Origin of the sequence: Prevotella sp. AM23-5, assembly GCF_003473645.1 — a bacterium.
Classification (GTDB): Bacteria; Bacteroidota; Bacteroidia; order Bacteroidales; family Bacteroidaceae; genus Prevotella; species Prevotella copri_A.
This window is the reverse complement of sequence record NZ_QUCG01000001.1, coordinates 35,813-61,156: the sequence shown is the minus strand read 5'-3', so window position 1 is coordinate 61,156 and position 25,344 is coordinate 35,813. Positions and strand designations below refer to the sequence as shown.

Below are 25,344 nucleotides of genomic sequence, written 5' to 3'. Positions count from 1 at the left end.
TTGGGCAAAAATATTGCAAATGTGCCCTTTTTTTTGTAACTTTGCCCGCTGTTATAGAATAATGTACGAAAAATGAGTTTAGCATTTCCAATAGAGATAAACATCCTTGACTTTATATTCAAAGGAATTATCATCGGAGTGATTGCCTCTGCCCCTATGGGGCCTGTAGGCATTCTTTGTATTCAGCGTACGCTCAACAAGGGACGCTGGTTTGGGTTCGTCACGGGCATTGGTGCTGCGTGCAGTGATATCGTATATGCACTCTTCACGGGTCTAGGTATGAGTTTCGTGATGGACTTTGTGAATAATGCGCAGAACAAGTTCTACCTGCAGATTTTCGGTAGTGTATTGCTGCTGGTGTTCGGAATCTATTGTTTCAAGAGCGATCCGATGAAGAATATGCATAAGTCGAGCAATAAGCAGGGTACTTTATGGCATAATGGAATTACGGCTTTCCTGGTTACCTTGAGTAATCCGCTCATCGTGTTTCTCTTTATGGCTACCTTTGCACAGTTTGCCTTTGTGGTTCCGGATATGCCGCTAGAGATGGGTATGGGATATCTGAGCATTATGTTTGGTGCCTTGTTGTGGTGGTTTGGACTCACTTGGCTCGTCGATAAGATCAGAGGTAAGTTTGATACTAATGGAATCCTTATCATCAATAAGGTGATAGGAAGTATCGTGATTATTTTCTCGATCATCGCTCTTTTTGGAACGATGTTTAATCTTTATCATTTACCAGAATTTTAAGTTATGTTTGTAGCACAGAAATTAAGAAAAGAAAGTATTGCAGAATACCTTTTATATATGTGGCAGATAGAGGATATCATCCGTGCCTACGGATGCTCGCTGCCGGTGATTAAGAAAAACTATATCGAACGGTTCGATTTCACTCCTGAGCAGAAAGACGAGGAACTCGATTGGTTTGGAAATCTCATTCGTATGATGAATGAAGAAGGTAAGCGTGAGAGCGGGCATCTTGACATTAATAGAGTGTTGTTGCAGGATGTCATCGATCTGCACGGCAGACTTCTTCAGAGTTCGAAGTTCCCTATTTACAATGCTGAGTATTACAAGGTGTTGCCTTTTATTGTAGAGTTGCGCAATCGTGGTGATAAGGATATTAATGAGGTTGAGACCTGTCTTGATGCACTTTACGGAGTAATGATGCTCAGATTGCAAAAGAAGGAGATTACCCCTGAAACAGAGAAAGCTATCAAGGAAATCTCAATCTTCGTTGGATTGCTCAGTGATTATTATATCAAGGATCGTACTGAAGGCTTGAAGTTTGAAGATGACGATATGTAATCTGCTGGCGTAACAAGTGTTTTTTCGTAATTAGAGAGTAGTATTTATTTTTTTAGGATATACATATTATAATATATATTATTGATGAAAGAGATTGAAAGAAGAAGAACGTTTGCCATCATTTCGCACCCTGATGCTGGTAAGACAACATTGACCGAGAAGTTCCTGCTCTTCGGTGGACAGATTCAGGTGGCTGGTGCCGTTAAAAATAATAAGATTCGTAAGACTGCTACTTCTGACTGGATGGATATCGAGAAGCAGCGTGGTATTTCCGTATCAACTTCTGTGATGGAGTTCGACTATCTGCCTGACGGACAGAGTGGAGAACCTTATAAGGTAAACATTCTTGATACTCCGGGTCACCAGGATTTCTGCGAGGATACTTATCGTACTCTCACTGCAGTGGACTCTGCTATCATCGTGGTCGATTCTGCTAAAGGTGTTGAGGCACAGACCCGTAAACTGATGGAGGTGTGCCGTATGCGCAATACTCCTGTAATCATCTTTATCAATAAGATGGACCGTGAGGGTCGTGACCCATTCGATGTTCTTGATGAGTTGGAGGAAGAGTTGAAGATTTCTGTTCGCCCTTTGTCTTGGCCTATCGGTCAGGGTGCTCGCTTCAAGGGAGTTTACAATATTTATGAGCATCAGCTCAATCTTTTTACACCTAATAAACAACGTGTTACTGAGAAGGTTGAGGTAGATATTCAGTCTAAGGAACTTGATGAGCGAGTAGGTGAGCGAGAGGCAAATCAGTTGCGCGAAGAACTGGAATTGGTGGATGGTGTTTATCCGAAATTCGATGTGGAGACCTATCGTTCAGCAGAAGTGGCACCGGTATTCTTTGGTTCAGCCTTGAACAACTTCGGTGTGCAGGAACTCTTGGATTGCTTCGTGCAGATTGCTCCATCACCAAAGCCAACAAAGGCAGAGGAGCGTATGGTGGAACCGGAGGAGCCTAAGTTTACTGGTTTTATCTTCAAGATTACTGCAAATATCGACCCTAACCACCGTTCATGTATTGCATTCTGCAAGATTTGTTCTGGTAAGTTTGTGCGCAACCAGCCTTACTACCATGTACGTCTCGACAAGACCGTACGTTTCTCTTCACCTACCCAGTTTATGGCGCAGCGTAAGAGTACCATCGATGAGGCCTATCCTGGCGATATCGTTGGTTTGCCAGACAACGGCATCTTCAAGATTGGTGATACTCTGACTGAGGGCGAGAAGATTCACTTCCGTGGATTGCCATCGTTCTCTCCACTTCTCTTCAAGTACATCGAGAACGATGACCCAATGAAGAGCAAGCAGTTCCAGAAGGGTTTGGAGCAGTTGATGAACGAGGGTGTGGCACAGTTGTTCATCAACCAGTTCAATGGTCGTCGCATCGTGGGTACTGTTGGTCAGTTGCAGTTCGAGGTTATCCAGTATCGCTTGGAGAACGAGTACAATGCCAAGTGTCGTTGGGAGCCTGTTCATTTGCATAAGGCATGTTGGATTGAGGCTGACGATGAGAAGGAATTGGAGAACTTCAAGAAGCGTAAGTACCAGTATATGGCAAAGGATATTGAGGGCCGCGATGTGTTCCTCGCTGATTCTGGCTATGTGTTGAGTATGGCTCAGCAAGACTTCGAACATATCAAATTCCACTTTACATCGGAATTTTAAAATAACAAAAGAATGATGGATGAAGAGTTATCAGAATACAAACAAGGCAGGATAGAAAGATTCGTTGTTTGGCAGAAGGAACATATTTCCGACCGCCAGATGACCCTTATCCTTGCTTTTGTGATAGGTTTGCTCGCTTCTGTAGCAGGTTTCTTCCTGCATGGTATCGTGCACGAAATACAGTTGCTGCTTACTTCCGGGTTCCAGCAGAGCAGTTATAATCTGCTCTTCCTGCTTTTCCCTATCATTGGTATTTATCTTACCTCACTTTTTATCAAGTATGTGGTGAGGGACAATATTTCGCATGGTATTACCCGTGTGCTTTACGCCATCTCGACCAAAAATTCCCGTCTCAAGGGGCATAACTGCTGGTCTTCGGTGGTTGCGTCCGGTATTACCATTGGCTTCGGTGGATCAGTTGGAGCCGAGGCACCTATTGTACTTACCGGTTCTGCCATCGGTTCTAATCTGGGACAGATTTTCCGTATGGATAAGAAGACCATGATTCTGCTGGTGGGCTGTGGAGCCAGTGCTGCTATTGCAGGAGTCTTCAAGGCTCCAATCGCAGGACTTGTCTTCACTCTCGAGGTACTGATGGTTGATCTTAGTATGGCTTCACTTCTGCCAATCCTTATCAGTTGTGTCACTGCTACCTGTTTTACCTATATCTTTATGGGTGACAGTTCGCTTTTCGATTTTACTCTTACCAATCCATGGGAGTTGAATCGTACGCCTGCATGTATCTTGTTGGGTATCTTCTGTGGTTTGATGAGTCTTTACTTTATGCGCACGATGTCATGGTGTGAGGGGCTTTTTGCCAAGATGAAGAATCATCCTTATTGTAAGTTGGTTTTTGGTGGACTCATTCTCAGTTCGCTCATTTTCCTTCTTCCTTCTCTTTATGGAGAGGGATATTCGGCAGTAAATGTGCTTCTTAAGGGACAGAATGAGGCAGAGTGGGGGCAGGTGATGAACCGTTCTCTTTTTTCAGGTCATCAGAATCTGTTGATTCTCTATATCGGCTTGGTGACCTTTACCAAGGTTTTTGCCACTTCGGCTACCAATGGTAGTGGAGGATGTGGTGGAACCTTTGCTCCTTCGCTTATCATCGGTGGATTTGCAGGTTTCTTCTTTGCCAGACTCTGGAATGTTTACGAGGTAGGTGTTTATGTACCCGAGCAGAATTTCACCTTGATGGGAATGGCAGGACTGATAACGGGCGTGATGCATGCTCCACTTACCGGTATTTTCCTTATCGCCGAACTTACAGGTGGTTATCAGCTTTTTATGCCACTTATGATTGTGTGCATATCTTCGCTCCTTACCATCAGTATCTTTGAGAGCCATAGTATCTATGCCTTGCGTTTGGCTAGAGAGGGCAAACTTCTCACGCATCATATTGATCGTGCAGCGCTCACTCTGATGAGTATGCAGAGCTTGGTTGAGAAGGATTATCATCCAATCAAGGAAGATTTGCCGATGGAAAAACTGGTGAGCGAGATTAGTCGAAGTAATAATAACTTCTTGCCTGTGCTTGATGAAGCGGGTGTCTTGCTGGGAGTTATCGATATTACTAAGATTCGTCATATCATATTCCGAACCGAACTCTATAAGCATTTCAAGGTAAAACAGCTTATGTTGCAGCCTTCTGCCGTAATTAGTGAGAACGAGAGGATGGATGAGGTGATGCAGAAGTTTGATAAGACTGATGCCGCACAGTTGCCAGTAGTAGATATAAATGGTGTGTTGAAGGGCTATATCAGTCGTACCAAGGTGTATGAAGTATATCGACACATTGTGGCAGATATATCTGCAGAGTAATAATATTAATAATGAACAGTATGACAAAGAAAGATTTAAGAATCATATTTATGGGAACCCCAGAGTTTGCTGTGGAATCCCTCAAGCGCCTTGTAGAGGGCGGCTACAATGTGGTGGCTGTGGTTACGCAGCCTGATAAGCCTGTGGGCAGACATCAGGACACTTTGCAGCCTTCTCAGGTGAAGCTGTATGCTGTGGAGCATGGACTGCCAGTGCTTCAGCCTGTGAAGATGAAGGATCCCGATTTCCTGGAACAACTTAAGAGTTATCAGGCAGACTTGCAGGTAGTGGTGGCATTCCGGATGTTGCCAGAGGTTGTATGGGCAATGCCAAAGTTTGGTACCTTTAATGTTCACGCTGCCTTGTTGCCACAGTACCGCGGTGCAGCTCCTATCAATTGGGCTGTTATCAATGGTGAGACAGAGACGGGTGTTACTACCTTCTTCCTCGATCATGATATAGATACAGGTCGCATCATTATGCAGAAGCGTTTCCCTATTCCTGACGAGGCGAATGTAGAGTATGTATATGATGGATTGATGCATTTGGGTGCTGAAATTGCATTGGAAACCATCGATCAGCTGATTGCATCAGATGGTAATATTTCGAGCATTGCTCAGGAAGAATTTATCGGTGAAGGTGTAGAGCTCAAGTCTGCTCCTAAAATTTTCAAGGATACTTGCTGTATTGATTTCCACAAGCCTGCTAAACAGGTACACGATTTCATACGTGGTCTCTCACCATATCCGGGTGCCTGGACCAACATCAAGAAGAAAGATGCTGTGAAAGAGCAGGTGCTTAAGATTTTCAAGACTACAGTTAGCGAAGACTCGCGAGGTATGGCACCTGTAGGATGTTTCAGAATAGAAGACGGACATTTGCAGATAGCTTGTATCGACCATTGGCTCAATATCTATGAGTTGCAGCTTGCAGGTAAAAAGCGTATGGAAGCTTCTGCCTTCCTCAATGGAATGAAGGATATTGCATATTACGAATGTCAGAAAGCACCAGATTCTGATGCTGGATTACGGTAATTTAGATTTAAATTTCAGGGTTCAATTTTCAAACAGTTAAGAAAATGACTAGAGAAGAGGATATTAAGAATGCAGTAGAATGCATGCGTAAGGGTGGAGTGATTCTCTATCCTACAGATACAGTTTGGGGAATCGGTTGTGATGCTACTAATCCTGAGGCTGTGAAGAAAGTATATGAGATTAAGAAGCGCGATGATTCTAAGGCGCTTATCTGCCTCATTGACTCGGCAGATCGTATGGCTCGTTATTTCCGTAATGTGCCTCAGGTGGCTTGGGATTTCATTGATGCGGCTATGCCTGTTAAGCCTACTACCATCATCTTGGATGATGCGAACGGTGTGGCTAATAATCTTGTAGCAGAAGATGGAAGTTTGGCTATGCGAGTTACTTACGAGGAGTTCAGCAAGCAGCTTTGCTATCGTTTCCAGAAGCCTATCGTAAGTACAAGTGCCAATGTAAGTGGCGAGCCTGCAGCTCAGAACTATCGTGATATTTCAGAAGAGATTCTGAATGCGGTAGATTACGTGTGCTGGACCCGTCGTCAGGAGCATAAGCCTCATCAGCCTTCAAGTATTGTTAAGATAGCTAAGAACGGCGAGGTAAAGGTTATCAGATAATCATTTATATTGATTGCTGTATATAAACAAGCCTGCTAGGAGTTTTTTCTCTTAGCAGGCTTTTTAGTAGTCTATACCTTAACTGTAGATATATCATATAGCAAGAATTAATATGATAATATAACAAGAAACCCTGCAAGAAATAAATCTTGCAGGGTTTATCCTGGGTGGAAGGTGGGACTCGAACCCACGACATTCAGAACCACAATCTGACGCTCTAACCAACTGAACTACGTCCACCATATTGGTATGTTTTGCTTATCCGGAAAAGTTGGGTGGAAGGTGGGACTCGAACCCACGACATTCAGAACCACAATCTGACGCTCTAACCAACTGAACTACGTCCACCATTTTCTCGTAAGCGGGTGCAAAGGTACGAAAAAAAAATGATTCCACCAAATTTTTTCGTACCTTTTTTCTATTTTTTTATTTAGCAGGGCCATTTGGCACTACTGGAGCTGCCTTTTGAGCATCTGCACCTGCTGCAGGAGCCGCTTTCTGAGCACCTGCTGCTGCATCCTTGCTAGCGCCTGGCATGGCTGGAAGAGCAGTCTGCTCCTGAGTTGCACCCTCCATAACGCTATTTTCGCCTGTTGCCTGCGGAGCAACGTATGCGCAAGCAACGCTGATTACTACCATAAGAGCTGCGAGACCCCATGTAATCTTTTCTACGATGTCGGTAGTCTTGCGTACACCCATGATGGAATTGGTTGAAGAGAAGTTAGATGCCAATCCACCTCCCTTTGACTCCTGGATCAACACGATGAGAACCATCAGGATTGAAACCAGGACGATTAATACTACAAATAATGTGTAAGCCATTTTTTAATTTTAAAACTAGTTTTATTATTATTATTTTATTTATTTTTTATCCCTTTGCAGAGCATATTATTTCTTAGCATTCAGCATCAGCTTCTCCAGAAACCTGAGTTGATCTACATAATAGGCACTCTTTTGTGGGTGCTGCTTATGCAGGCGATCGATGATCTGATAGGCTCTCTCATACTTTCCCTGCTTGATGTAGATTCTAGCAAGGGTTTCTGTAAAGATTCCGCCATTATCGCTAGACTCATTATGAGGTGTTGCTTCTGCAGGCTCTGTGTCTGCTGATGATTTTGGTTCAGATTCCTCTGTGCCGTTAATCTTTTCCAGGTTAAAACCACCTTCTTCGATGAAGTCATCGATGAGACTGATTGTACGGGATGGTTGCTCCATCTTCTGTTCTGTCTCTGTCTCCATCAGATATGATACGTAATCTACTGCTGCATCTGCTGGTGTAGGTTTGCGTTTCTCTTTCTTCTTCTCGTTTTCCTCAGCATCGGTAGGGATGGAGTCGAGGAAGTGGTCGATGAGGCTGCTGGTGCGATCTTCTTTCTTCTTGGCATCAAGAATGCCCATACCTTGTGGCTTATTCTGGGTACGCTTGAGCTGATAGTGAGCTGCCTCTATCATCTGGAAGATGACTTTGCGGTCGGAGATATAGATGGCTGCTCGGCGAAGTTCTTCATCGAAGCTGGGGTCGTGGAGCAGGTATAGATTTTTCAACATCAGCAGGCGAGCCGTCTGATAGTACGGATAAAGAGCCAAGAGCGCACGTAGGTCGTAGAGCGTCTCTCGGTCCATTTCCTCAGGATGTTGTATTAATCTATTTAATTCCACGATGTTTTGCTTTTTTCTTTGAACATTGAATTTTTTACCAGTTAGCTACAGTTGCATTGAATATCTGATCAACCAAATCCTTTACCATCTGGGTAACCAGCTCTTCCTGCACTGAAGCCAGGCTCTGAGTGGTATCGTAGGTCTTGGCGGAGGTAAACTGTCGCTCGAAGTCCTCGTTGTGGTTTTTGGTATTGGTGAAGCGGACGTTCACTGTAATGCTCAATTCGGTCTGTGCAGAATATCCCTCTGCACTCACCGACTTGTTACGCTGTGAGTATTGGGTGATTTCTCCCTCAATCTTCAAATCTCCGTTTCGGGAAACCTGGCGCAGCTGAGTGTTGCTGGCAAACTTGTCTTTCAGCTCATTGTTGAACATCGGACCCATTGGTCCCCAAACATACGAGCTTCGGATAGGGAAGTCGGCCAACTGGATGGTCTTGGTCTTGGTATAGTCAATGCTGGCTCCGTTAAACTTGTAGCTTACGGAGCAGGCAGCAGTAGCTCCCATTACCAATATGATGCCTATTATATATAGGTACGCGCGTAAGTGCTTCATTTTTTTTTCTTTATTATTGTCTTTCCCAGCAATGAGTCATTAATCATTTCCGAGCCCGTATTTCTTGATTCTTCGATAGAGGGTGCGGTCGGAGATTCCCAATTCGTCGGCTGCTTTTTTTCTATTGCCATTGTTTCTCTCCAATGCTTTTTCTATCATCTGCCTGCCTAGTTTGCTGAGGTTAAGCGATTCGTTCTCGCTCATCTCTTCGTTGTCGAAGTCCTTGATTTCCTCTGCCTCTACTTCCTGAGCTTCTGGTCGGGAATGTATCAGGTCTGGATGAGAGTTCAGCATCTCCGAGTGAGACTGTATGATATCCGACGTACGAGATGGTGTCACATCTATTGGATAGTTTGCGGGTATGATGCTATTGTCTATCGGTTGTGATTGAGAGAACCCTTGGGCACCGTTCAGTCCGCGTGCTTCATCAAGTTGTTTTCTCAACGAGTTCATTTCGCGTCTCAAGTCGCTTACGTTTCCTCTCAATTCGTACAGAATCTTATAGAGAATTTCTCGTTCGCTTTCATAGCTGTGCTGCCCTCCACTCTGTTGGGGAATCGGGGCCAGCTGTGTACTCTCCTCATCTTTTGGGATGAATTGGAGAAGTGCATCCAGTCCGATTTCTCTTTCTTTTGAGAGTACCGACATCTGCTCTGTGATATTCTTGAGCTGTCTTACGTTTCCTGGCCACTTGTATTTCAACATTAGTTGCTTGGCATCTTCCGAAAGCGAGATTTTCGGCAAGTGGTATTTCTCAGCCATTTGCATGGCAAAGAGACGGAAGAGCAAAAGTATGTCACCGCCACGTTCGCGCAAAGGAGGCATCTGGATAGGAATCGTATTGAGACGATAGTAGAGATCCTCACGGAATCTTCCTTCGCTCACAGCCTTGCGCATATTCACATTGGTGGCAGCTACGATACGAACATTGGTCTTTCGGATTTCTGTGCCTCCTACTCGAATATATTCACCAGTTTCCAGCACACGAAGCAGTCGGGCTTGGGTCTGAATAGGGAGTTCTCCTACCTCGTCGAGGAAGATGGTTCCCTTGTTGGCTATTCCGAAGTAGCCTTCGCTTTCACCGATGGCTCCAGTGAAGGAACCCTTTTCGTGTCCGAAGAGTTCGCTGTCGATAGTTCCCTCTGGGATGCTGCCGCAGTTGATGGCGAAGTATTTCTCTCTTCTTCGTGGAGAATTGTCGTGGATGACTCTTGGAATGATTTCCTTACCCACTCCGCTTTCTCCGATGATGAGCACGGAAAGGTCTGTCGGTGCCACCTGTAAGGCAACATCGAGAGCACGATTCAATCCGTCGCTGTTTCCGACGATATTGTATCGTTGTTTTATCTTTTGAAGTTCGGAATTATCCATTTAGCTGCCAAAATTACATATTTTTTTTGAATTATCTGCTTTTTTCGTCCAAAAATAGGTTATAGAGAGCAGAAAATAGGTGATTTTTAACTTTTTCGCCTATCTTTCTGCTCTTTTTCCTTAATTTCTAGTCACGTATCAGGCTGATATTGCTGCCGGAAACATACAAGTTCCAGCAGCTAATTTCGCCTTGTTTTTTACTCTTTAGAAGCTGGCTTCTGACCAGCCTGAACTGCAGAGAGAACAGCTGAGAGAGCTGCAGCAGCCTGTGCAGCCTTCTGCTTGTTAGGCTGTTGAGCTTTCTGATTATTGTTCTTCTGCTCATTGTTCTGTGCCTCCTTCTGCTCGTTGTTTCTTGGAGCATTGTTCTGCGCCTCCTTCTGCTCGTTGTTTCTTGGAGCATTGTTCTGTGCCTCCTTCTGCTCGTTGTTTTTTGGTGCTCCCTGTTTTCCGTTCTTGGAAGGGAATGGAGATGGAGCATGCTTCTTAGGGATAGAGAAGCGAACCTTTTCACTTTCGTCTCGCTTCTCGTGATAGAGTTTTGGCAGCGGGTTTGTACCCACCTCGTCGCTTGTTTCGCGATGGCGGAATGCATCGAGTGCCGTGAAGATAGCATGGCGGAAAGATGTTGGGTCTGCCTCGTTGCAGCCTGCCATGAAGTAGCAAGGAGTAGTGTTGGCTGCGGTATGGATAAGTGGCAAGCCTGCAGTGTAGAGCACGCCATCCTCGTTGTAGAGAGCATGGAATGGCACGGTAGCCTGATCGTAGTACATTGCCATGATTCCATCGAATTCGCTGAAGTAACCGCTGCCGAAGAATTCGTCTGCAGGGTAAGGACCAAACGCCTGGATTCCCTTGTCTGCAAGGTGGTCGATAGCCGGGATGATGATTTCGCGTTCCTCTTTGCCGCAACTCTGTTCCTCGTTGATGCTAGGATTCAGGGCTAGAACGGCGATACGTGGATTGGTGATGAGGAAGTCGCGCTTCAATGTCTGCCAGAGCAATGTTGTCTTGCTCACGATACTTTCCTGACTGATTGCACCAGCTACTTGAGCCAAAGGTGTCTTTTCTGTGATAGCTGCGATACGGAGGTCGTCTCCGATGAGGATGCTCAGGGAACTGTTGCGGTCGCCGATGCATGTTTCGATGTACTCCTTGTGTCCCTTGAAGGTATATCCTTCTATTTTGACGTTCTGACTGCTTACTGGTGCTGTAATCAAGACATCATAGAGATTGTTGCGATAGTCGGTCATAGCACGGTCGAGTGCTTTGATGGCTGCAGCTCCTGATTCATCAGTAGGAAGTCCCATATCTACCTTAACCTCTTCATCTACGGCTGCGAGGAGGTTGATACGTCCATCTTCTGCATCTTCTGCTTTCTGGATGATAGAGAACTGGGCTGGCAGATTCATCGCCTTGCGATAATAAGCTGCCACTTTAGGTGAACCATAGATGATTGGGGTGCAAAACTCCAACATCTCTGGCTCACTGAATGCCTTAAAAATGAGTTCATATCCGATACCATTGGTATCTCCGTGGGTGATAGCCACCCTGATTTTCTTGTTGTCCATTAATACTTATTTTATAGTAGAAATCGCAGCTTCGAGCTGCTTGATTAATATTTTCTTTTTCATTTCGGGAGCATAGACGAAGCCGATGATGTAGAGGTCGTAGCCTTGCTGAATTTCTGCTTGGCTTGTTGACTTATGAATGCGATGCATGACATAAGGTCCTCCCATGGCATCCCCCTTCATCTCCCAGAGCCCTCTTTCTGAAAGAACTGGAATCTCCATATACATGCTGTCGGTTTCGCCGAGCATGTTGGTTCGAAGAATGCTGTCAATCAGAGCCTTATCATTTGCATAAGCTGCATTTGAATTCTTCATTCTTCGTTCTTCACTCTTCACTTTAAACACGAGCAGGTTTTGCATTCCCGTACTTGCATTATTCGAGATCCAGATGAAGTCTTTTGCTTTTTTGCTGGCGTTCATCGAGACCGGAATCTTCATGTCAATTCCAAACATCTTCTTGATTTCGTCCTGCATCTCCTTGTTTTGTTTGCTGGGGTTGCAGGAGATGATATCTGCCAGATGTTTCAACTCTACTTCATTCACGATTTGGCGGAGTTTTTCGCCATTGAGCTTTTCCAGCAACTGCTGTGTCGAGCGGGCTGTAATGCGGATGATATTCTGCGGTGCAGCATTTTCGTCGTGGCTCAGCCTGACGGAGAAATCCCGCTCTCCGATATTCACGATGATTCGGGTTCTGACGAGCAGATAGCTGCCTTGTGTCTTGCCCTTTTTCACCTGAATCAGTCGGCAGAGTGGTTCGGGTTGGGGCAGTCCTGTCACATCCTCCGTCAGCATCTTGGTTACGATGCTGTCGGTATCACCCTCGAGTACCACCTCGTAAGGTTGTCCCGTGCTGGCTGGCTTTTTCCTGTTCTTACCTGTTATATCGCAACTTGTCAGGAGAACGAATATAAGATAGAACGGGAAAAGAAACGTTATCGTTTTTCTCACCATTATGTTATTCTCTCTACATCTCCTCTTTCTGCTTCTCATCCTCATGATGTCGGATTTCTCCGATCTTTTTCGAGGTGCTGAGCAGACCGCAGGCTGCATAGATGTCCTGGCCGCGGCTGGCACGGATAGTGGTGAAAACACCATGGGAAGTGAGGTAATCACGGAACTGCTCCATCTTCTCATCGTTCACACCCTGCAATGGGATGTCGGGAATCTGATGGAAGCGGATGAGATTGAAACGGCAATCAAGCCCCTTCACCAGTTTGATGATGGCCTTGGCATGCTGCATACTGTCGTTCACTCCCTTGAATACGATGTACTCGAAACTCAGGCGGCGCTGATGAGAGAAATCGTAGTTCTTCAGAAGCTCTACCACCTGTTCTATACTCATTCCGCGTTCAGCAGGCATCAGTTCTGCACGTTCTGATGGTATCGGGTCGTGCATTGAAATTGCCACATGGCATTCGCTCTCTTCCAGGAATCGCTTCAGCTTATTCTTCACGCCCACAGAACTTACAGTGATTCGTTTCGGACTCCATGCCCAACCGTAATCGGCGGTGAGAATTTCAGTGGCACGAAGCACATTGTCGAGATTGTCCATCGGCTCGCCCTGTCCCATGAATACGATGTTGGTGAGCTTGTCCACCTCAGGCAGCGAGTAAATCTGGTTCAGGATGTCGCCGGCAGGTAAGCTACCCTCGAATCCCTGCTTTCCTGTCTGGCAGAAGAGGCAGTTCATTTTACAGCCCACCTGTGATGAAACGCAGAGGGTGGCACGGTCTTTATCCGGGATATAGACCGTTTCTACGAATTTGCCGCTTCGGGTAGGGAAGAGGTACTTGATGGTACCATCCACAGAGTATTGTGCGTCAGAGAATTCTGCGCATCCTATTTCGTATTCGGCAGCGAGCTTGGCACGGTTGGCTTTCGAGATGTTGGTCATCTCATCAATGCTCTTTACGTGCTGCTCATAGAGCCACTTCGCCATCTGCCCGCCGGTGAAGGCAGGCATGCCGAGATCCTTAGCCACCTGCTTCAATTCAGCAAGTGTAAGACCTAAAAGATATTTTTTTTCATTATTCATACTGCAAAGATACGCTTTTTTGCTGAAAAATTCGTATCTTTGCCACATATTTTAATATAATAAGCTAAAATAAGGTGAAAATGAGAGAAAAAATAGATCTTTTCTTGCCTTGTGACGACCTACAGGAAGCTAGATTTACGACCATAGATCTTCACGAAGACAAAACAGTACAGCATATCAACCTCCTGGTGAGCGCTGACTTCGCTGCCCAGCATCCGGTGCCGGAAGGTTGCACCTTCATTGCCGTTGACCGCCTTGAGAGTTCTAACACAGTAGAGAGCATCGCTGAGAACACCGATGCCGACTATGTGTTGATCTGTACCAAAAATACAGATATCCAATGGGGCAATCTCGCATTGGAGCGTTTTCTCCGTGTGGCTGATGACACGGGAGCTGTGATGGTTTACTCCGACCATTATACGAAGGTGTTGGATGAGGAGGAAACAGCCAAGTTCCAGGCTTCATTGGGTGAAGATGCTTCTGAGCAGGAGAAATCACTGAGAGTTTCTAAGTTGGAAAAGCATCCGGTAATCGATTATCAGCAGGGTTCACTCCGTGATGATTTCGATTTTGGAAGCCTCTGGCTCATCAAGGCACAGGCTCTCCGTGATTATGTAGCTCAGCGCGATCGTCAGGAATACCTCTATGCAGGTCTCTACGACCTGAGACTTTATCTGAGTCGAGTAGGAGAAATCTTCCATATCAATGAGTATCTCTATACCGAGACTGAGAGAGACAATCGCAAGAGCGGTGAGAAGCAGTTCGACTATGTGAATCCTCGTAATAGGGAGGTGCAGATAGAAATGGAAAAGGCTTGTACCCAGCATCTTGGCAAATTGGGCGCTCTGATTGATACCTGTTACTATCGTCAGCCGAATTTTGATGAGCAGGACTTTGAATATGAGGCATCTGTCATCATCCCGGTTTTCAATAGAGAGAAGACCATCGCAGACGCAGTGCTTAGTGCAATGAGCCAGAAGACCAATTTCAAGTTCAATGTCATCGTCGTAGATAATCATTCTACCGATCGTACCGGTGAAATCGTGCAGAAAATAGCTGATAGTCCGCGTCTCTTCCTGCTCCAACCTGCAAGCAAAGACCTTGGAATAGGTGGATGCTGGAATCTGGCCATCTCTAGCGAGTTTTGCGGAAAGTTTGCCGTTCAGCTCGATAGCGATGACCTCTATTCTTCTACCGATACACTGCAGAAGATAGTAGATGCTTTCCATCAGCAGAAGGCTGCGATGATTGTGGGTTCTTATCGTATGTGCAACTTCGATCTGCAGACCCTTCCTCCTGGACTTATCGACCATAAGGAGTGGACCGAGGAGAATGGATGCAACAATGCCTTGCGCATCAACGGATTAGGCGCTCCTCGTGCTTTCTTTACCCCGTTGGCAAGACAGATACCGTTTCCTAATACCAGCTATGGCGAGGACTATGCGATGGGCTTGGCTTTCTCTCGCCGCTACCGCATCGGCAGAATCTATGAGGAACTCTACCTCTGTCGTCGCTGGGGAGGAAACTCTGATGCTGCCCTTAGTATAGAAAAGGTGAACGCCAATAATCTTTATAAAGACCGTTTGCGCACCATGGAGTTGAAGGCACGTCAGCAGATGCTGTTGGGAAAGGCTGATATCATGGAAGATAGCAGTATTTCCCGATTCTTCAATCGACAGTTGGAGCAATGGGGGGAGGCACGCCATCGTTATCGCGACCTCAAGCACGTAGAGACCAGGACACTCTCTGAGTTTGTGAAGTTGCAGTGGAATCCGGCTCGTATGGTTAGCACGGGAGCCAAAATCGACAAGAAGGCATTGAGCGAGCGCCCTTGCTTCCTCTGTGCTGCCAATCGTCCGGAAGAACAGATGGTGCAGCAGATAGACGATAAGTTCCAGCTGTTGGTGAATCCGTTCCCTATCTTGCCAATCCATTTCACGATCCCGGCACGCAAACACCAGTATCAGCTCATTTATAAGAACTATGGTGAGATGCATAGATTCCTGAGTTTGCACAGCGACTTGATGGTATTCTATAATGGTCCGAAGTGTGGAGCTTCTGCTCCAGACCACCTGCATTTCCAGGCTGGTTCTAGCGGACTTCTTCCTTTGCAGGCAAACTGGCAGCGTCTTTCCCGCAATCTTACCGATATCATCTCGCTGAATGATGATGAGAAGATTGCATTGGTTCGCGATTTCATCGTGCCAGCCTTTGTTATCATCTCGAAGAGTGAAGAGAGTGATGAAACCCTCTTCCGCCGACTTTACAAGGCTTTGCCTCATCGTGGCGACGAGAAAGAGCCAATGATGAACATCGTTGCCTGGCGTAAGTGTGAAGAATTCATCACTGTGGTTATCCCAAGAGAGAAACATCGACCAGATGCTTACTTTGCTGAAGGGGATGCACAGGTGATGGTTTCGCCGGGAGCACTCGATATGAGCGGACTCATCATTACTCCTCGTGAGGAAGATTTCCGTAAACTCACCGATGAAAAGGCTACTGCTATCTTGCAGGAATGTGGCATCAGTCCAGAGAAGGTAGAGACTATCGTTAACAAGCTGAAGGCGGCAAAGGAGGCTAAGGCTGCTGTCGGAGCTTCTGCCTTATATAATAATGGTAAGGAGCCGGAAGTAACTGTTGGAATCGTGAGTGCGCAGAAGGTTCATTTCATACTCAACAAACCTTATCTTGCCAAGGGAGAAATCGTGATTGGTGAGCAGGAGGTGGAATTCTCTGAAGGTGGCGTGCTTTGGAACGGAAATCAGTATAGTTCACTGACTTTCCATCCGCAGAGCTCGAATGCCTCTTTCTCCTTGAGTGATGTAACCATCGGTGTAAACTTCCATTGGGAACGCAAGGAAACCCAGACTTTCCTGGGTACGCTGAGATTCCTGGTAGAATCTGATAAGATTTTAGCCATTAATGAGCTGCCTGTAGAAAAATATCTGGAGAGTGTCATCAGCAGTGAGATGAGTGCCACATCCAGTCTCGAACTCCTGAAGGCGCACGCCGTGATTTCCCGTTCTTGGCTTTTGGCTCAGATGCAGCATCGCAGAGAGGTGGCGGAGAGTGGCAACAATTTCTTCTCTTTCGTGAAGAAGGAGGATATGCTCATCCGTTGGTACGATCGCGAAGATCATACTCTTTTCGATGTTTGTGCCGATGACCACTGTCAGCGTTATCAGGGTATTACGAAGGAGACCTCACCACATGTGGCAGAGGCGGTAAGACTCACCAGAGGACAGGTTCTGCTGGATGGTGATGAGATTTGTGATGCCAGATTCTCGAAGTGTTGTGGCGGTATTACCGAAGAGTTCCAGTATTGCTGGGAGAATACGCCGAAGAATTATCTCACAGCCGTAAGGGATATTGCCTTGGGTGTAGAGGATGCAAAGGTTATGCCTGATCTTACCAGCGAGGAAGAGGCTGAGAAGTGGATTCGCTCGAACCCACCTGCTTTCTGCAATACGACAGACAAGAAGATTCTTTCGCAGGTATTGAATGACTATGACCAGGAGACTGCCGATTTCTATCGCTGGAAGGTAACGCTCACTCAGGAGAAACTCCAGCAGCTTATCGCTGACAAACTGAAGATGGACTTTGGTGCCATCCTCGACCTGAAGGCCGTGGAGCGTGGTAAGAGTGGAAGAATCAGCAAACTCCAGATTATCGGTACCGAGAAGACCTTCACCATCGGTAAGGAACTCGAAATCCGACGTGCGCTCAGCGATTCTCATCTTTTAAGTTCTGCTTTTGTGGTAGATAAACAGGATGAAGATGAGCAGGGAGTACCTCAGCGTTTCGAACTCATCGGTGCAGGATGGGGCCATGGAGTAGGTCTCTGTCAGATTGGTGCTGCTGTGATGGGAGAGGAAGGTTATCTGTATGATGCCATCCTCCTGCACTATTATCAGGGTGCTGAAATCAAGAAACTCTATAAATAGTGATGTAAAATGGTAACAAAGAAAAATAGTCGGAATCCATGGGCTTGGATTCCGACACTCTACTTTGCGGAAGGACTGCCTAACGTTATCGTGACAGCCCTCTCTGTGGTTATGTATATGCAGTTGGGCTTGACCGATGCTGAGGTGGGTCTCTATACCGGATGGCTCGCCCTGCCTTGGGTTATCAAACCCTTGTGGAGTCCATTCATCGACCTGCTGAAGACCAAGCGCTGGTGGGTATTGACGATGCAGGCGCTCATCGGAGCAGCTCTTGCCGGAATCGCCTTTTCGCTGCCTACTGCCTTCTGGTTCCAGGCAACGATGTGTTTCTTCTTCCTCATCGCCTTCTGTAGTGCCACCCACGATATTTCGGCGGATGGTTTCTATATGATAGAGTTGGATGAGCATACGCAGACCAAGTTTGTGGGTTTGAGAAATACCTTCTATCGCCTTGCCATCATCTTCGTGAATGGATTCCTGGTGATGCTGGCTGGTGTTCTCCAGGTGCTGTTCCGTAACCAGATTCGCTTCTCATGGGCGCTTATCTTCTACGGATTGGCAGGTATCTTCATCGGATTGTGGCTCTATCATAGCCGGTTCATGCCGCGTCCGAAGGAGGATGTGCAGACCGATAGAACGGTGGGCGAAGTGGCGCACGAACTGAAGAATATGTTCCGCACCTTCTTTGTGAAATTCGGATTGGGAGAAACCATCTGTGTGATGCTCTTCCTCCTGCTCTATCGTTTCCCGGAAGCACTCTTGAATACGATGACCAAGACCTTCATCCTTCGTCCTAATTCGCAGGGCGGACTGGGATTGTCTCCGCAGGAATATGGCTTTGCCAATGGTACTGTGGGACTGATCGGTTTGTTGCTGGGTGGAATCATCGGTGGTATTCTGGTGAGTAGGGATGGTATGAAGAAATGGCTTTGGCCGATGGTTTGTGCCATTACTTTGCCTGATGTGGTTTACATCTATTTGAGTTACTCACTCAATAGCGACATCATCGTGGTTTCGAGCTGCCTCTTTATCGAGCAGTTCGGTTATGGTTTGGGCTTCACGGTTCTTACCCTTTATATGCTGTTCTATAGCCAGGGCAAGTTCAAGACATCCCATTATTCCATCTGTACAGGTATCTCTTATTTAGGTTTGATGTTGCCAGGTATGGTTTCGGGATATCTGAAAGATATGGTAGGCTATCGCTTGTTCTTCATTATCGTGATGGCATGCTGCGCCATCACCTTCCTGGTTACCGCTTTCCTGAAGATAGATCCTGAGTTCGGAAAGAAAGAGAAGGAGATCAAGGAGGACATAGAAGAGGAAGAAATGGAAGTGATAGAATAATATTTCTATATATAAATAGGTGAAAATCTGAGAAAAGGTCGTTGGGTATCGTCCCGACGACCTTTTTACGTTAAAGTATTTGAAATCTTTTTCTTCTGCCCTTGTGATATCATTTTAATATCGTATATTTGCGATATCAAAATGATATCAACATTAATAACGTAATAAATAAAGTAAAATTATGGAGAATAAGGAATTTACGTATCAGGGAAAGACCTTGAATGGCATCCTGATGTTAGTATTAAACATCATCGGCTTCCTGGCTGGAGTTGGCTTGTTTATATTTGCCTGCGTTTCGCAAGAAGGCTGGCTGGCAAATGTCTGTGGCGTTTGCGGCGTGTTGCTTCTCATCCTGAGCATCATCTGCGTTTGCGGTTTTATTCTGGTAGAGCCGGGTCAGGCTCGCGTGTTGCTTTTCTTCGGTAAGTATCGTGGCACTTTTACAGAGCCGGGTTACTATTGGCTGAATCCGTTTATCAGTCAGAAGAAGCTTTCGCTTCGTGTGCGTAACCTCGATGCCGAACCTATCAAGGTGAATGACAAGACGGGTAATCCGATTATGATTGGTATGGTGCTGGTGTGGAAACTGAAGGATACCTACAAGGCTATCTTCGAGATTGATACCCAGACCATGGCTGAGGGTTCTACAGGTCAGGCTGGCATTGGTGCTTCTGCTGCACAGATCATGAACATGCTGGGCCGCTTTGTCCAGATTCAGGCAGATGCCGCTCTCCGACAGGTAGCTGGACAGTATGCCTACGATGATGACGAGGGTGGAAAGTCGAATCAGATTACGCTTCGAGATGGAAGTGACGAGATTAATAAGGAGTTGGAAGCTCGCATCGATGAGCGATTGGCAATGGCAGGTATCGAGGTGGTAGAGGCCCGCATCAACTATCTGGCTTATGCTCCGGAGATAGCAGCCGTAATGCTTCGTCGCCAGCAGGCTTCAGCCATCATCTCTGCCAGAGAGAAGATAGTAGAGGGTGCCGTGTCGATGGTGAAAATGGCATTGCAGAAGTTGAGTGATGAGGATGTGGTAGAGCTTGATGACGACAAGAAGGCTGCCATGGTCAGCAATCTGCTCGTAGTGCTCTGTGGCGATGATACCGCCCAGCCTGTAGTAAATACGGGAACATTGAATCATTAAAAAAGTATGGCTAAAAAAGAAACAAATACGAAGAATTTTATATTGCGCATTGATTCGGAAACGATGAGTGCCATTGAAGCGTGGGCGGAGGATGAGTTCCGCTCAACCAACGGCCAGCTGCAATGGATCATCGCCGAAGCGCTGCGCAAGGCTGGCAGACTGCCGAAGAAAAAGAAGGCTGCATCAAAGAAAACGAAGGAAGAAGTCGATTCAAATCAAATAGGAGGGGAAAAGAAAGATGAAGAATAAAATATTTAATTTTGTGCTCGGTTTATTCAAAAATGGCGATAAGGAAGAGCAGGCTGGCATCTTTGCGCAAGTCAAGATCTATCGTTCTACAAGTGCCAGGGTCTTTGAAATTATTGTAGGAATCCTGGTTCTTGCCATGTGGCTGCTCACCATCAGGAATGTCATTCATGCCACATCTGATGATTTGCCTTATCTTCTTCTGTTGGCTGGAATGGGTACTTTTTTCCCTATTGCTTGTTTGCTTCACAGCTATCATCCAAAGGCCAATGACTTTCCTTTCGTCAAGATAGTCAATGCCAGACAGGTATATTACCTGTCTCTGTTGGATCGCTATGCAGCTTTATGGTCAGCCCTCTTCTGGTTATGGATTAGTTGTATGGATTTTATCGGAAGTGAGCCTGTATTTGTGGGTGGAGTGATCGTTTGCTGTGTTCTTTTATGTCTGAACGGTGTATTCTTTTTTTATAAGATATACCAGTTGAGAAACCTGGTAGAAGTAGAGAATCCTGAGCCAGCTATCAAAAACGAGAAACTCTTGACCATCGGTGTGTTGGTATTGACGGCGGTTTTAGGTTTTGCGATGCATCTTCTGCCTATTTGGGATTGTATGCCAAAGATATTAAGTGGAATTTTAAGAGGAATCCTCGTCATAGCAATGGTTGTCGGCATCGTCTGGGTATGCAAGAGATACTTCGGCCTTTTCCGTGAAATTGATAAAGACGCCTCCGGTTCATCCAGGAAATAGAGGCGTCTCCGATTCGTCGCAACGGTTATTTATTCCCCGATAATCGTTGCGATGAGGTGTCGGCTTCCGCCTCCCTCTCTGAATTCACAGAGGTAAATTCCCTGCCATGTACCAAGGTTCAGTCTGCCATTGGTAATAGGAATGGTGAGCGATACCCCCACCATGCTCGATTTGGCATGGGCCGACATATCCGTAGGTCCTTCATCCTGGTGCAGATACCTTGGGTCGCCATCTGGAACCAGTCTTTCGAAGATGCCTTTTAAATCATGTCTCACATCCGGGTCGAAGTTCTCGTTCAGCGACAATCCGCAACTGGTATGTCTTACGAAGAGATTCAGTATTCCCGTCTTAGGCAGCGCCGGCAAATTCCTCATCACCTCGTTGGTTACGAGGTGAAAGCCGCGAGGAAGCGGGCGCAATGAAAATTCTACTTGCTGTATCATATTCTTCTTTTTATTTATATTCTTATTCTTTATAATAATATCAGTATTCTTTATAATTCCTTTTTCAGCCATTCACCGAAGAACTTATCGTACAGTTCGTAAGTTCCATCCGTCTCTGTAACAAAATCTTTCTCCAATAATCCCTTGATTCCACCTTGTACAAAACTAGCGGAAGGAAGATTGTGCTTCTTGATGAATGCCGATGACATGATGTTTTGAGCCTTGCCAGCGTTGCAGATGGCAAAGAGAAGTTCCTTTTGCTTAGCTGGCAATTGAAAGAGGAGTGCTTCGTATGCAAAAGCACTCTCGTCTATAATCGAGTTGAGTGCCAGTTCCATCATCTTATCGTCAGCCCTTTCCATCATCTTATCATCAGTCCTTTCCGTGAGGGAGAAAATCTTGTTGAGCATCCTTTGCAGATACCAGGTGATGCCGTCAAAACGGTCGTATATTCGATAAATGGTTTCTCGTTTGATATGCTTCTGTCTTTCCTCGAAAAGACGAGTAGCGAAGTCGGCATACACCTCTCTATCAATAGCTTTCAGTGTTTTGATGGAGGTGCTCTGGTAGAAAGGACGGGCATGGCTCAAGAACATTTCCGACATCATATTGCGCTGAGATCCGGCAAAGATGAAACTGGCATTATGACAGTGCTGAATGTAAGTGCGCAGTATGGCTTCCACATTTGCTTCTCTATAGCTGCTGATGGTTTGAAATTCATCAATGGCCACGATGCAAGGCTTATCAGCGCTCTCCAAATAATGGAAAATTTCATCGAGCGTTGTGGTTGGACTGGTGATTTCTCCCAAATCTACTCCCCACGAAGGCACGCCATTCATGTCGAAGCTGATGGATGAACGGAGTGAGTGGAGGCAGTTAAGAAAATGTTCCACTACTTTGGTGCCTTTAGGTTTCAGACTTTGCAGAATACTTCTGCCTAGCTCCTGAATGAAATCGGCTAGGGTTTTCGTGGCATAAATATCTACAAGAAATGTATAGTATTTATCCTTGATTTCTTCCTGGGCATAGACGTGTTGCACCAACCCTGTTTTGCCGATTCTTCTAGGTGCAATCAGGGTGATATTATTGCCATTCTTGATTTCTCTTATCAAGTCGATGGTTTCCTTTTCTCTATCACAGAAGTAAGCGTCGGATATGTATCCTCGCAGAATAAACGGATTCTCTATCATTATATTATCTTCTTTATTATCTTTGAATTGTCCTATATCTTTCTGATAATCATGGTGCAAAGATAATTATAATTTTATTATTATGATACTATTATAATGCAAATATAGGAAAGTTTAACCATTTAAGGAATTCTCTTCCTTGCTATCTGCTACCCCGAAAAATCTTCTTCTTAGAAGAAGGAAAAAAAGAAGAAAAATAGTTTCGAAAAAATTTGGTGGTTTCAAAATAATGATGTACTTTTGCATCCGAAATCAAGCATTAAGAGTTGCCCAGTTGCGGCACACCAACCGAGTTTCGCATAGAGATAACCACGGTGGTAAAAGAATGTGTAAGTGTTTAACAACTTAAAATAATTATCTTTATGAATCCAAATTCAGATTTAAAGAACAATCAGAGTGTAATGGCAGTTAATGCCGAGTCTTCAACAATTAAGGCATCTAATGCTGAGACATCAACTGTTGATGCAGGCTATGCCGAGTCAAGAATTTCAGAGTATGCTGCCCGTTTTGCCGCATACAGCGATGAGCGTTTGAAGCAGACCGTGGATCACGAGCGCAAGGTTCGTGGTTGGGGCAGCGAGCGCAGTTACTTCCTTGCCGCCTTGCGAGGAGAGTGCGAGAAGCGAGGCATTGATTACTGCTGGAAGTAGGGGAATGTTTCCCACAGATTTCACAGATTACCACAGATTTTTTTGACCAATGCGGTCGGATGAAGGTCACGCAGATTTTGCAAATGACGCAGAATTTATTCGACCGTATACGTCGAACAGTTTTTGCCAATGTTGGCAGAAGACTCCGTAAAATTGGCAACAAAGGATGATTAATTTATGCTTTGCTGCCAAAACTTCATGCTTTTTTAAGCCTGTTTTTCAATCCATGCCATCAATACCGCTACGGCATATTGCTGTTCTTCTCTTGTCAGCTGTCTTCCGGCTGGTATATGATGCCATTTAGAGAAACATCCACGACAGCAGCAGCCTGTAGCATGCTGGGCTATAAATACCGGATGCCCTCTCATCGGTGTCTGCTTGCCGTCATTGGGTATTACGGCTGGAGCAAGGCGTTTGGCAACAAAATCCTCTGCATGCTTATGGATGGTTGCCAAGCCCTTTTCTGCAATATATTCCTTATCCCTCTTCGAAAGGTGAAAACGGCTGCGGAATGCTGATTGGGAAAGTCTTTCAAACAGATCCGTCAAGTTATACTCTTTGTCTGGAGATGTATGATTTTCCTTGTTTTCTGAAGAGACAGAATCTTTATGATGATCTTCTTCTTTCTCCTCAGGAAACAAATTGAGCTCTACATATCTAGCATGGTTTGCCCTTGAATCTTTTTTCATATCTGTTTATCTCCTATATCTGTTTATCTTCTATATCTGTTAATTCATCTGTTTCTTCTATGCTTTTCTTCTGGGTATTCGGCAAGAATCCTGCAATGATGCCGAGCAATGGCAGGAAGGCACTCACCTGGAAGATAAACTCAATACTGGTCTTGTCGGCTAGCCATCCGAAGAAAGCTGAACCCAGTCCTCCCAGTCCGAACATCAGTCCGAAGAAAATGCCTGCTATCAATCCCACTTTATCTGGCATCAGGTCGGTGGCATATACCACGATGGAAGAGAATGCCGAGGCGATGATCAAGCCGGAAAGGAAGGTACAGATGATGGTCCACGTGAAGTTGACGAAAGGCATGGCGATGGCAAAGGGTGCTGCTCCCAGAATGGAGAACCAGATGACATACTTTCTGCCAAACTTGTCACCCAGCATGCCTCCTGCTACGGTACCTATGGCAAAGGCGGCAAGGAATACGAAGAGGCACAGCTGCGAAGTCTGTACCGAAACCCCGAACTTATCTATCAGGAAGAAGGTGAAGTAACTCGTAATACAGGCTGTATAGAAATACTTGGAGAACACGAGCATGATGAGGATGAACAGAGCCCAATACTTCACCCTTTTAGAGATATGGGTGTTGAGAAGCGGTTGTTTCTGCGGATGGTTCACCACGTAAGCCAATCGTGCCTTATACCAGACTCCCAATCTTACCATGATGATGGCAGCCAGTAGTGCTGCAAGGGCAAACCAGGAGATGGCATGCTGACCGAAAGGCAGGATGATGATGGCTGCAAGCAATGGTCCTATTGCAGACCCTCCATTGCCACCCACCTGGAAGATGGATTGTGCCAGACTCTTCTTGCCTCCCGATGCCATCTGTGCCACTCTCGATGCTGTGGGATGAAACACGGACGAACCCAGACCTACAACGCTCACTGCCAGGAGAATCAGAAAGTAATTCTCGGCGAAAGCCAGCAGGAGCAGACCCACCAATGTGAAACACATGCCGATGGAGAGGGCATAGGGACGGGGATGCTTATCGGCATAAAGTCCTGTGAAAGGTTGCAGAATAGAAGATGTCATCTGGAAAATCAGCGTGATGATGCCTATCTGTGCAAACGAGAAATCGAACTTATCCTTCACTATCGGATAGATGGAAGGGATAATCGACTGAATCATATCGTTCAGGAAATGGGAAATGCTACAGATGATGAGCATGGAATACACTGTACCCTCTACCATCGTAGGATTTCCCTTGATTTTACTGCCTATAGACTTGATGTTCATTTGTTTTTTACTCTC

The 25,344-nt window shown here is 45.7% G+C and carries 22 protein-coding genes, 2 tRNA genes, 1 pseudogene and 1 riboswitch; of the genes and pseudogenes, 12 read left to right on the top strand and 13 right to left on the bottom strand.

From position 1 onward, the window contains the following. Nucleotides 1-72 precede the first annotated feature (72 nt). The 6 genes from DW657_RS00255 to DW657_RS00230 all read left to right on the top strand — a co-directional run bounded on the left by DW657_RS00255 (nt 73) and on the right by DW657_RS00230 (nt 6,451). Nucleotides 73-750 carry a LysE family translocator gene (locus tag DW657_RS00255; RefSeq protein WP_118310967.1) on the top strand — a complete coding sequence of 226 codons (678 nt, stop codon included), beginning with the start codon at nt 73-75 and terminating at the stop codon, nt 748-750. A 3-nt stretch (nt 751-753) separates the two neighbouring features. Further along, the gene (locus DW657_RS00250; protein WP_117662710.1) at nt 754-1,308 is read left to right on the top strand and encodes a DUF4924 family protein; all 555 of its coding nucleotides are present in this window, start codon (nt 754-756) and stop codon (nt 1,306-1,308) included. A gap of 84 nt (nt 1,309-1,392) precedes the next feature. After that, the gene (locus tag DW657_RS00245) at nt 1,393-2,979 is read left to right on the top strand and encodes a peptide chain release factor 3 (RefSeq protein ID WP_118310966.1); all 1,587 of its coding nucleotides are present in this window, start codon (nt 1,393-1,395) and stop codon (nt 2,977-2,979) included. Between the two features lie 15 nt (nt 2,980-2,994). Then, on the top strand, nt 2,995-4,800 hold the full coding sequence (locus tag DW657_RS00240) for a chloride channel protein (protein WP_117662782.1): 1,806 nt from the start codon (nt 2,995-2,997) through the stop codon (nt 4,798-4,800). Nucleotides 4,801-4,820: 20 nt separating this feature from the next. Further along, nucleotides 4,821-5,834, top strand: a complete 1,014-nt coding sequence (fmt, locus tag DW657_RS00235; protein ID WP_118311033.1) for a methionyl-tRNA formyltransferase — start codon at nt 4,821-4,823, stop codon at nt 5,832-5,834. 44 nt (nt 5,835-5,878) lie between these two features. After that, complete coding sequence (locus tag DW657_RS00230) at nt 5,879-6,451, top strand: L-threonylcarbamoyladenylate synthase (RefSeq protein ID WP_117662714.1); 573 nt, start codon at nt 5,879-5,881, stop codon at nt 6,449-6,451. 165 nt (nt 6,452-6,616) lie between these two features. Here the strand turns inward: DW657_RS00230 and DW657_RS00225 are convergent. From DW657_RS00225 to rlmN, 9 genes and pseudogenes are all read right to left on the bottom strand, one after another. Then, nucleotides 6,617-6,692: transfer RNA gene (locus tag DW657_RS00225), tRNA-His, on the bottom strand. Between the two features lie 32 nt (nt 6,693-6,724). Continuing rightward, nucleotides 6,725-6,800: transfer RNA gene (locus DW657_RS00220), tRNA-His, on the bottom strand. 77 nt (nt 6,801-6,877) lie between these two features. Beyond that, a complete protein-coding gene (gene secG / locus DW657_RS00215; protein ID WP_089544238.1) occupies nt 6,878-7,273 on the bottom strand; it encodes a preprotein translocase subunit SecG in 396 nt (131 codons plus the stop codon). Nucleotides 7,274-7,339: 66 nt separating this feature from the next. Beyond that, nucleotides 7,340-8,110 (bottom strand): tetratricopeptide repeat protein, encoded by a 771-nt coding sequence (locus tag DW657_RS00210; protein ID WP_118310965.1) that lies wholly within the window; start codon nt 8,108-8,110, stop codon nt 7,340-7,342. 34 nt (nt 8,111-8,144) lie between these two features. After that, entirely contained in the window at nt 8,145-8,666 is a 522-nt protein-coding gene (gene lptE, locus DW657_RS00205; RefSeq protein WP_187360457.1) for an LptE family protein, read from the bottom strand. A 39-nt stretch (nt 8,667-8,705) separates the two neighbouring features. Next, nucleotides 8,706-10,037, bottom strand: a complete 1,332-nt coding sequence (locus tag DW657_RS00200; RefSeq protein ID WP_118310964.1) for a sigma-54-dependent Fis family transcriptional regulator — start codon at nt 10,035-10,037, stop codon at nt 8,706-8,708. 482 nt (nt 10,038-10,519) lie between these two features. Next, nucleotides 10,520-11,608: pseudogene (locus tag DW657_RS00195) on the bottom strand (PdxA family protein); the annotation flags it as partial. Between the two features lie 6 nt (nt 11,609-11,614). Continuing rightward, nucleotides 11,615-12,562: a DUF4837 family protein gene (locus tag DW657_RS00190; RefSeq protein ID WP_158577294.1), complete on the bottom strand. Its 948-nt coding sequence runs from the start codon at nt 12,560-12,562 to the stop codon at nt 11,615-11,617. Between the two features lie 13 nt (nt 12,563-12,575). Next, entirely contained in the window at nt 12,576-13,646 is a 1,071-nt protein-coding gene (gene rlmN, locus DW657_RS00185; RefSeq protein WP_117662725.1) for a 23S rRNA (adenine(2503)-C(2))-methyltransferase RlmN, read from the bottom strand. A gap of 80 nt (nt 13,647-13,726) precedes the next feature. Between rlmN and DW657_RS00180 the strand changes: the two genes are divergently transcribed. The 5 genes from DW657_RS00180 to DW657_RS00160 all read left to right on the top strand — a co-directional run bounded on the left by DW657_RS00180 (nt 13,727) and on the right by DW657_RS00160 (nt 21,078). After that, the gene (locus DW657_RS00180) at nt 13,727-17,590 is read left to right on the top strand and encodes a DUF4922 domain-containing protein (protein ID WP_118310961.1); all 3,864 of its coding nucleotides are present in this window, start codon (nt 13,727-13,729) and stop codon (nt 17,588-17,590) included. A 9-nt stretch (nt 17,591-17,599) separates the two neighbouring features. After that, nucleotides 17,600-18,934, top strand: coding sequence for an MFS transporter (locus DW657_RS00175; RefSeq protein ID WP_118310960.1), 1,335 nt, complete (start codon nt 17,600-17,602; stop codon nt 18,932-18,934). A 181-nt stretch (nt 18,935-19,115) separates the two neighbouring features. After that, on the top strand, nt 19,116-20,084 hold the full coding sequence (locus DW657_RS00170; RefSeq protein WP_117662731.1) for an SPFH domain-containing protein: 969 nt from the start codon (nt 19,116-19,118) through the stop codon (nt 20,082-20,084). A 6-nt stretch (nt 20,085-20,090) separates the two neighbouring features. Next, nucleotides 20,091-20,333, top strand: a complete 243-nt coding sequence (locus DW657_RS00165) for a DNA-binding protein (RefSeq protein WP_117662733.1) — start codon at nt 20,091-20,093, stop codon at nt 20,331-20,333. After that, nucleotides 20,323-21,078 carry a hypothetical protein gene (locus DW657_RS00160; protein WP_117662735.1) on the top strand — a complete coding sequence of 252 codons (756 nt, stop codon included), beginning with the start codon at nt 20,323-20,325 and terminating at the stop codon, nt 21,076-21,078. The genes DW657_RS00165 and DW657_RS00160 overlap by 11 nt, the downstream gene beginning before the upstream one ends. A gap of 29 nt (nt 21,079-21,107) precedes the next feature. On the opposite strand, the gene DW657_RS00155 is transcribed toward DW657_RS00160, so the two are convergent. Together DW657_RS00155 and DW657_RS00150 are read right to left on the bottom strand one after the other, a co-directional pair. After that, the gene (locus DW657_RS00155; protein WP_006846346.1) at nt 21,108-21,521 is read right to left on the bottom strand and encodes a secondary thiamine-phosphate synthase enzyme YjbQ; all 414 of its coding nucleotides are present in this window, start codon (nt 21,519-21,521) and stop codon (nt 21,108-21,110) included. 50 nt (nt 21,522-21,571) lie between these two features. Continuing rightward, entirely contained in the window at nt 21,572-22,711 is a 1,140-nt protein-coding gene (locus DW657_RS00150; protein WP_118310959.1) for an ATP-binding protein, read from the bottom strand. A 251-nt stretch (nt 22,712-22,962) separates the two neighbouring features. Continuing rightward, nucleotides 22,963-23,074, top strand: a riboswitch (SAM-I-IV-variant riboswitch). Between DW657_RS00150 and DW657_RS00145 the strand changes: the two genes are divergently transcribed. Further along, a complete protein-coding gene (locus DW657_RS00145; protein WP_118310958.1) occupies nt 23,074-23,361 on the top strand; it encodes a hypothetical protein in 288 nt (95 codons plus the stop codon). (Overlaps the previous riboswitch by 1 nt.) 206 nt (nt 23,362-23,567) lie before the next feature. On the opposite strand, the gene DW657_RS00140 is transcribed toward DW657_RS00145, so the two are convergent. Continuing rightward, complete coding sequence (locus tag DW657_RS00140) at nt 23,568-24,050, bottom strand: DUF4186 domain-containing protein (protein ID WP_118310957.1); 483 nt, start codon at nt 24,048-24,050, stop codon at nt 23,568-23,570. Between the two features lie 13 nt (nt 24,051-24,063). After that, nucleotides 24,064-25,329, bottom strand: coding sequence for an MFS transporter (locus DW657_RS00135; protein ID WP_118310956.1), 1,266 nt, complete (start codon nt 25,327-25,329; stop codon nt 24,064-24,066). Nucleotides 25,330-25,344 lie beyond the last annotated feature (15 nt).

Bases quoted from the DNA above. Each gene is read 5' to 3' on its own strand.
- DW657_RS00255 (WP_118310967.1), top strand. From the start codon at position 73: ATGAGTTTAGCATTTCCAATAGAGATAAACATCCTTGACTTTATATTC.
- DW657_RS00250 (WP_117662710.1), top strand. From the start codon at position 754: ATGTTTGTAGCACAGAAATTAAGAAAAGAAAGTATTGCAGAATACCTT.
- DW657_RS00245 (WP_118310966.1), top strand. From the start codon at position 1,393: ATGAAAGAGATTGAAAGAAGAAGAACGTTTGCCATCATTTCGCACCCT.
- DW657_RS00240 (WP_117662782.1), top strand. From the start codon at position 2,995: ATGGATGAAGAGTTATCAGAATACAAACAAGGCAGGATAGAAAGATTC.
- fmt (WP_118311033.1), top strand. From the start codon at position 4,821: ATGACAAAGAAAGATTTAAGAATCATATTTATGGGAACCCCAGAGTTT.
- DW657_RS00230 (WP_117662714.1), top strand. From the start codon at position 5,879: ATGACTAGAGAAGAGGATATTAAGAATGCAGTAGAATGCATGCGTAAG.
- secG (WP_089544238.1), bottom strand. From the start codon at position 7,273: ATGGCTTACACATTATTTGTAGTATTAATCGTCCTGGTTTCAATCCTG.
- lptE (WP_187360457.1), bottom strand. From the start codon at position 8,666: ATGAAGCACTTACGCGCGTACCTATATATAATAGGCATCATATTGGTA.
- DW657_RS00200 (WP_118310964.1), bottom strand. From the start codon at position 10,037: ATGGATAATTCCGAACTTCAAAAGATAAAACAACGATACAATATCGTC.
- DW657_RS00190 (WP_158577294.1), bottom strand. From the start codon at position 12,562: ATGGTGAGAAAAACGATAACGTTTCTTTTCCCGTTCTATCTTATATTC.
- rlmN (WP_117662725.1), bottom strand. From the start codon at position 13,646: ATGAATAATGAAAAAAAATATCTTTTAGGTCTTACACTTGCTGAATTG.
- DW657_RS00180 (WP_118310961.1), top strand. From the start codon at position 13,727: ATGAGAGAAAAAATAGATCTTTTCTTGCCTTGTGACGACCTACAGGAA.
- DW657_RS00175 (WP_118310960.1), top strand. From the start codon at position 17,600: ATGGTAACAAAGAAAAATAGTCGGAATCCATGGGCTTGGATTCCGACA.
- DW657_RS00170 (WP_117662731.1), top strand. From the start codon at position 19,116: ATGGAGAATAAGGAATTTACGTATCAGGGAAAGACCTTGAATGGCATC.
- DW657_RS00165 (WP_117662733.1), top strand. From the start codon at position 20,091: ATGGCTAAAAAAGAAACAAATACGAAGAATTTTATATTGCGCATTGAT.
- DW657_RS00160 (WP_117662735.1), top strand. From the start codon at position 20,323: ATGAAGAATAAAATATTTAATTTTGTGCTCGGTTTATTCAAAAATGGC.
- DW657_RS00155 (WP_006846346.1), bottom strand. From the start codon at position 21,521: ATGATACAGCAAGTAGAATTTTCATTGCGCCCGCTTCCTCGCGGCTTT.
- DW657_RS00150 (WP_118310959.1), bottom strand. From the start codon at position 22,711: ATGATAGAGAATCCGTTTATTCTGCGAGGATACATATCCGACGCTTAC.
- DW657_RS00145 (WP_118310958.1), top strand. From the start codon at position 23,074: ATGAATCCAAATTCAGATTTAAAGAACAATCAGAGTGTAATGGCAGTT.
- DW657_RS00140 (WP_118310957.1), bottom strand. From the start codon at position 24,050: ATGAAAAAAGATTCAAGGGCAAACCATGCTAGATATGTAGAGCTCAAT.
- DW657_RS00135 (WP_118310956.1), bottom strand. From the start codon at position 25,329: ATGAACATCAAGTCTATAGGCAGTAAAATCAAGGGAAATCCTACGATG.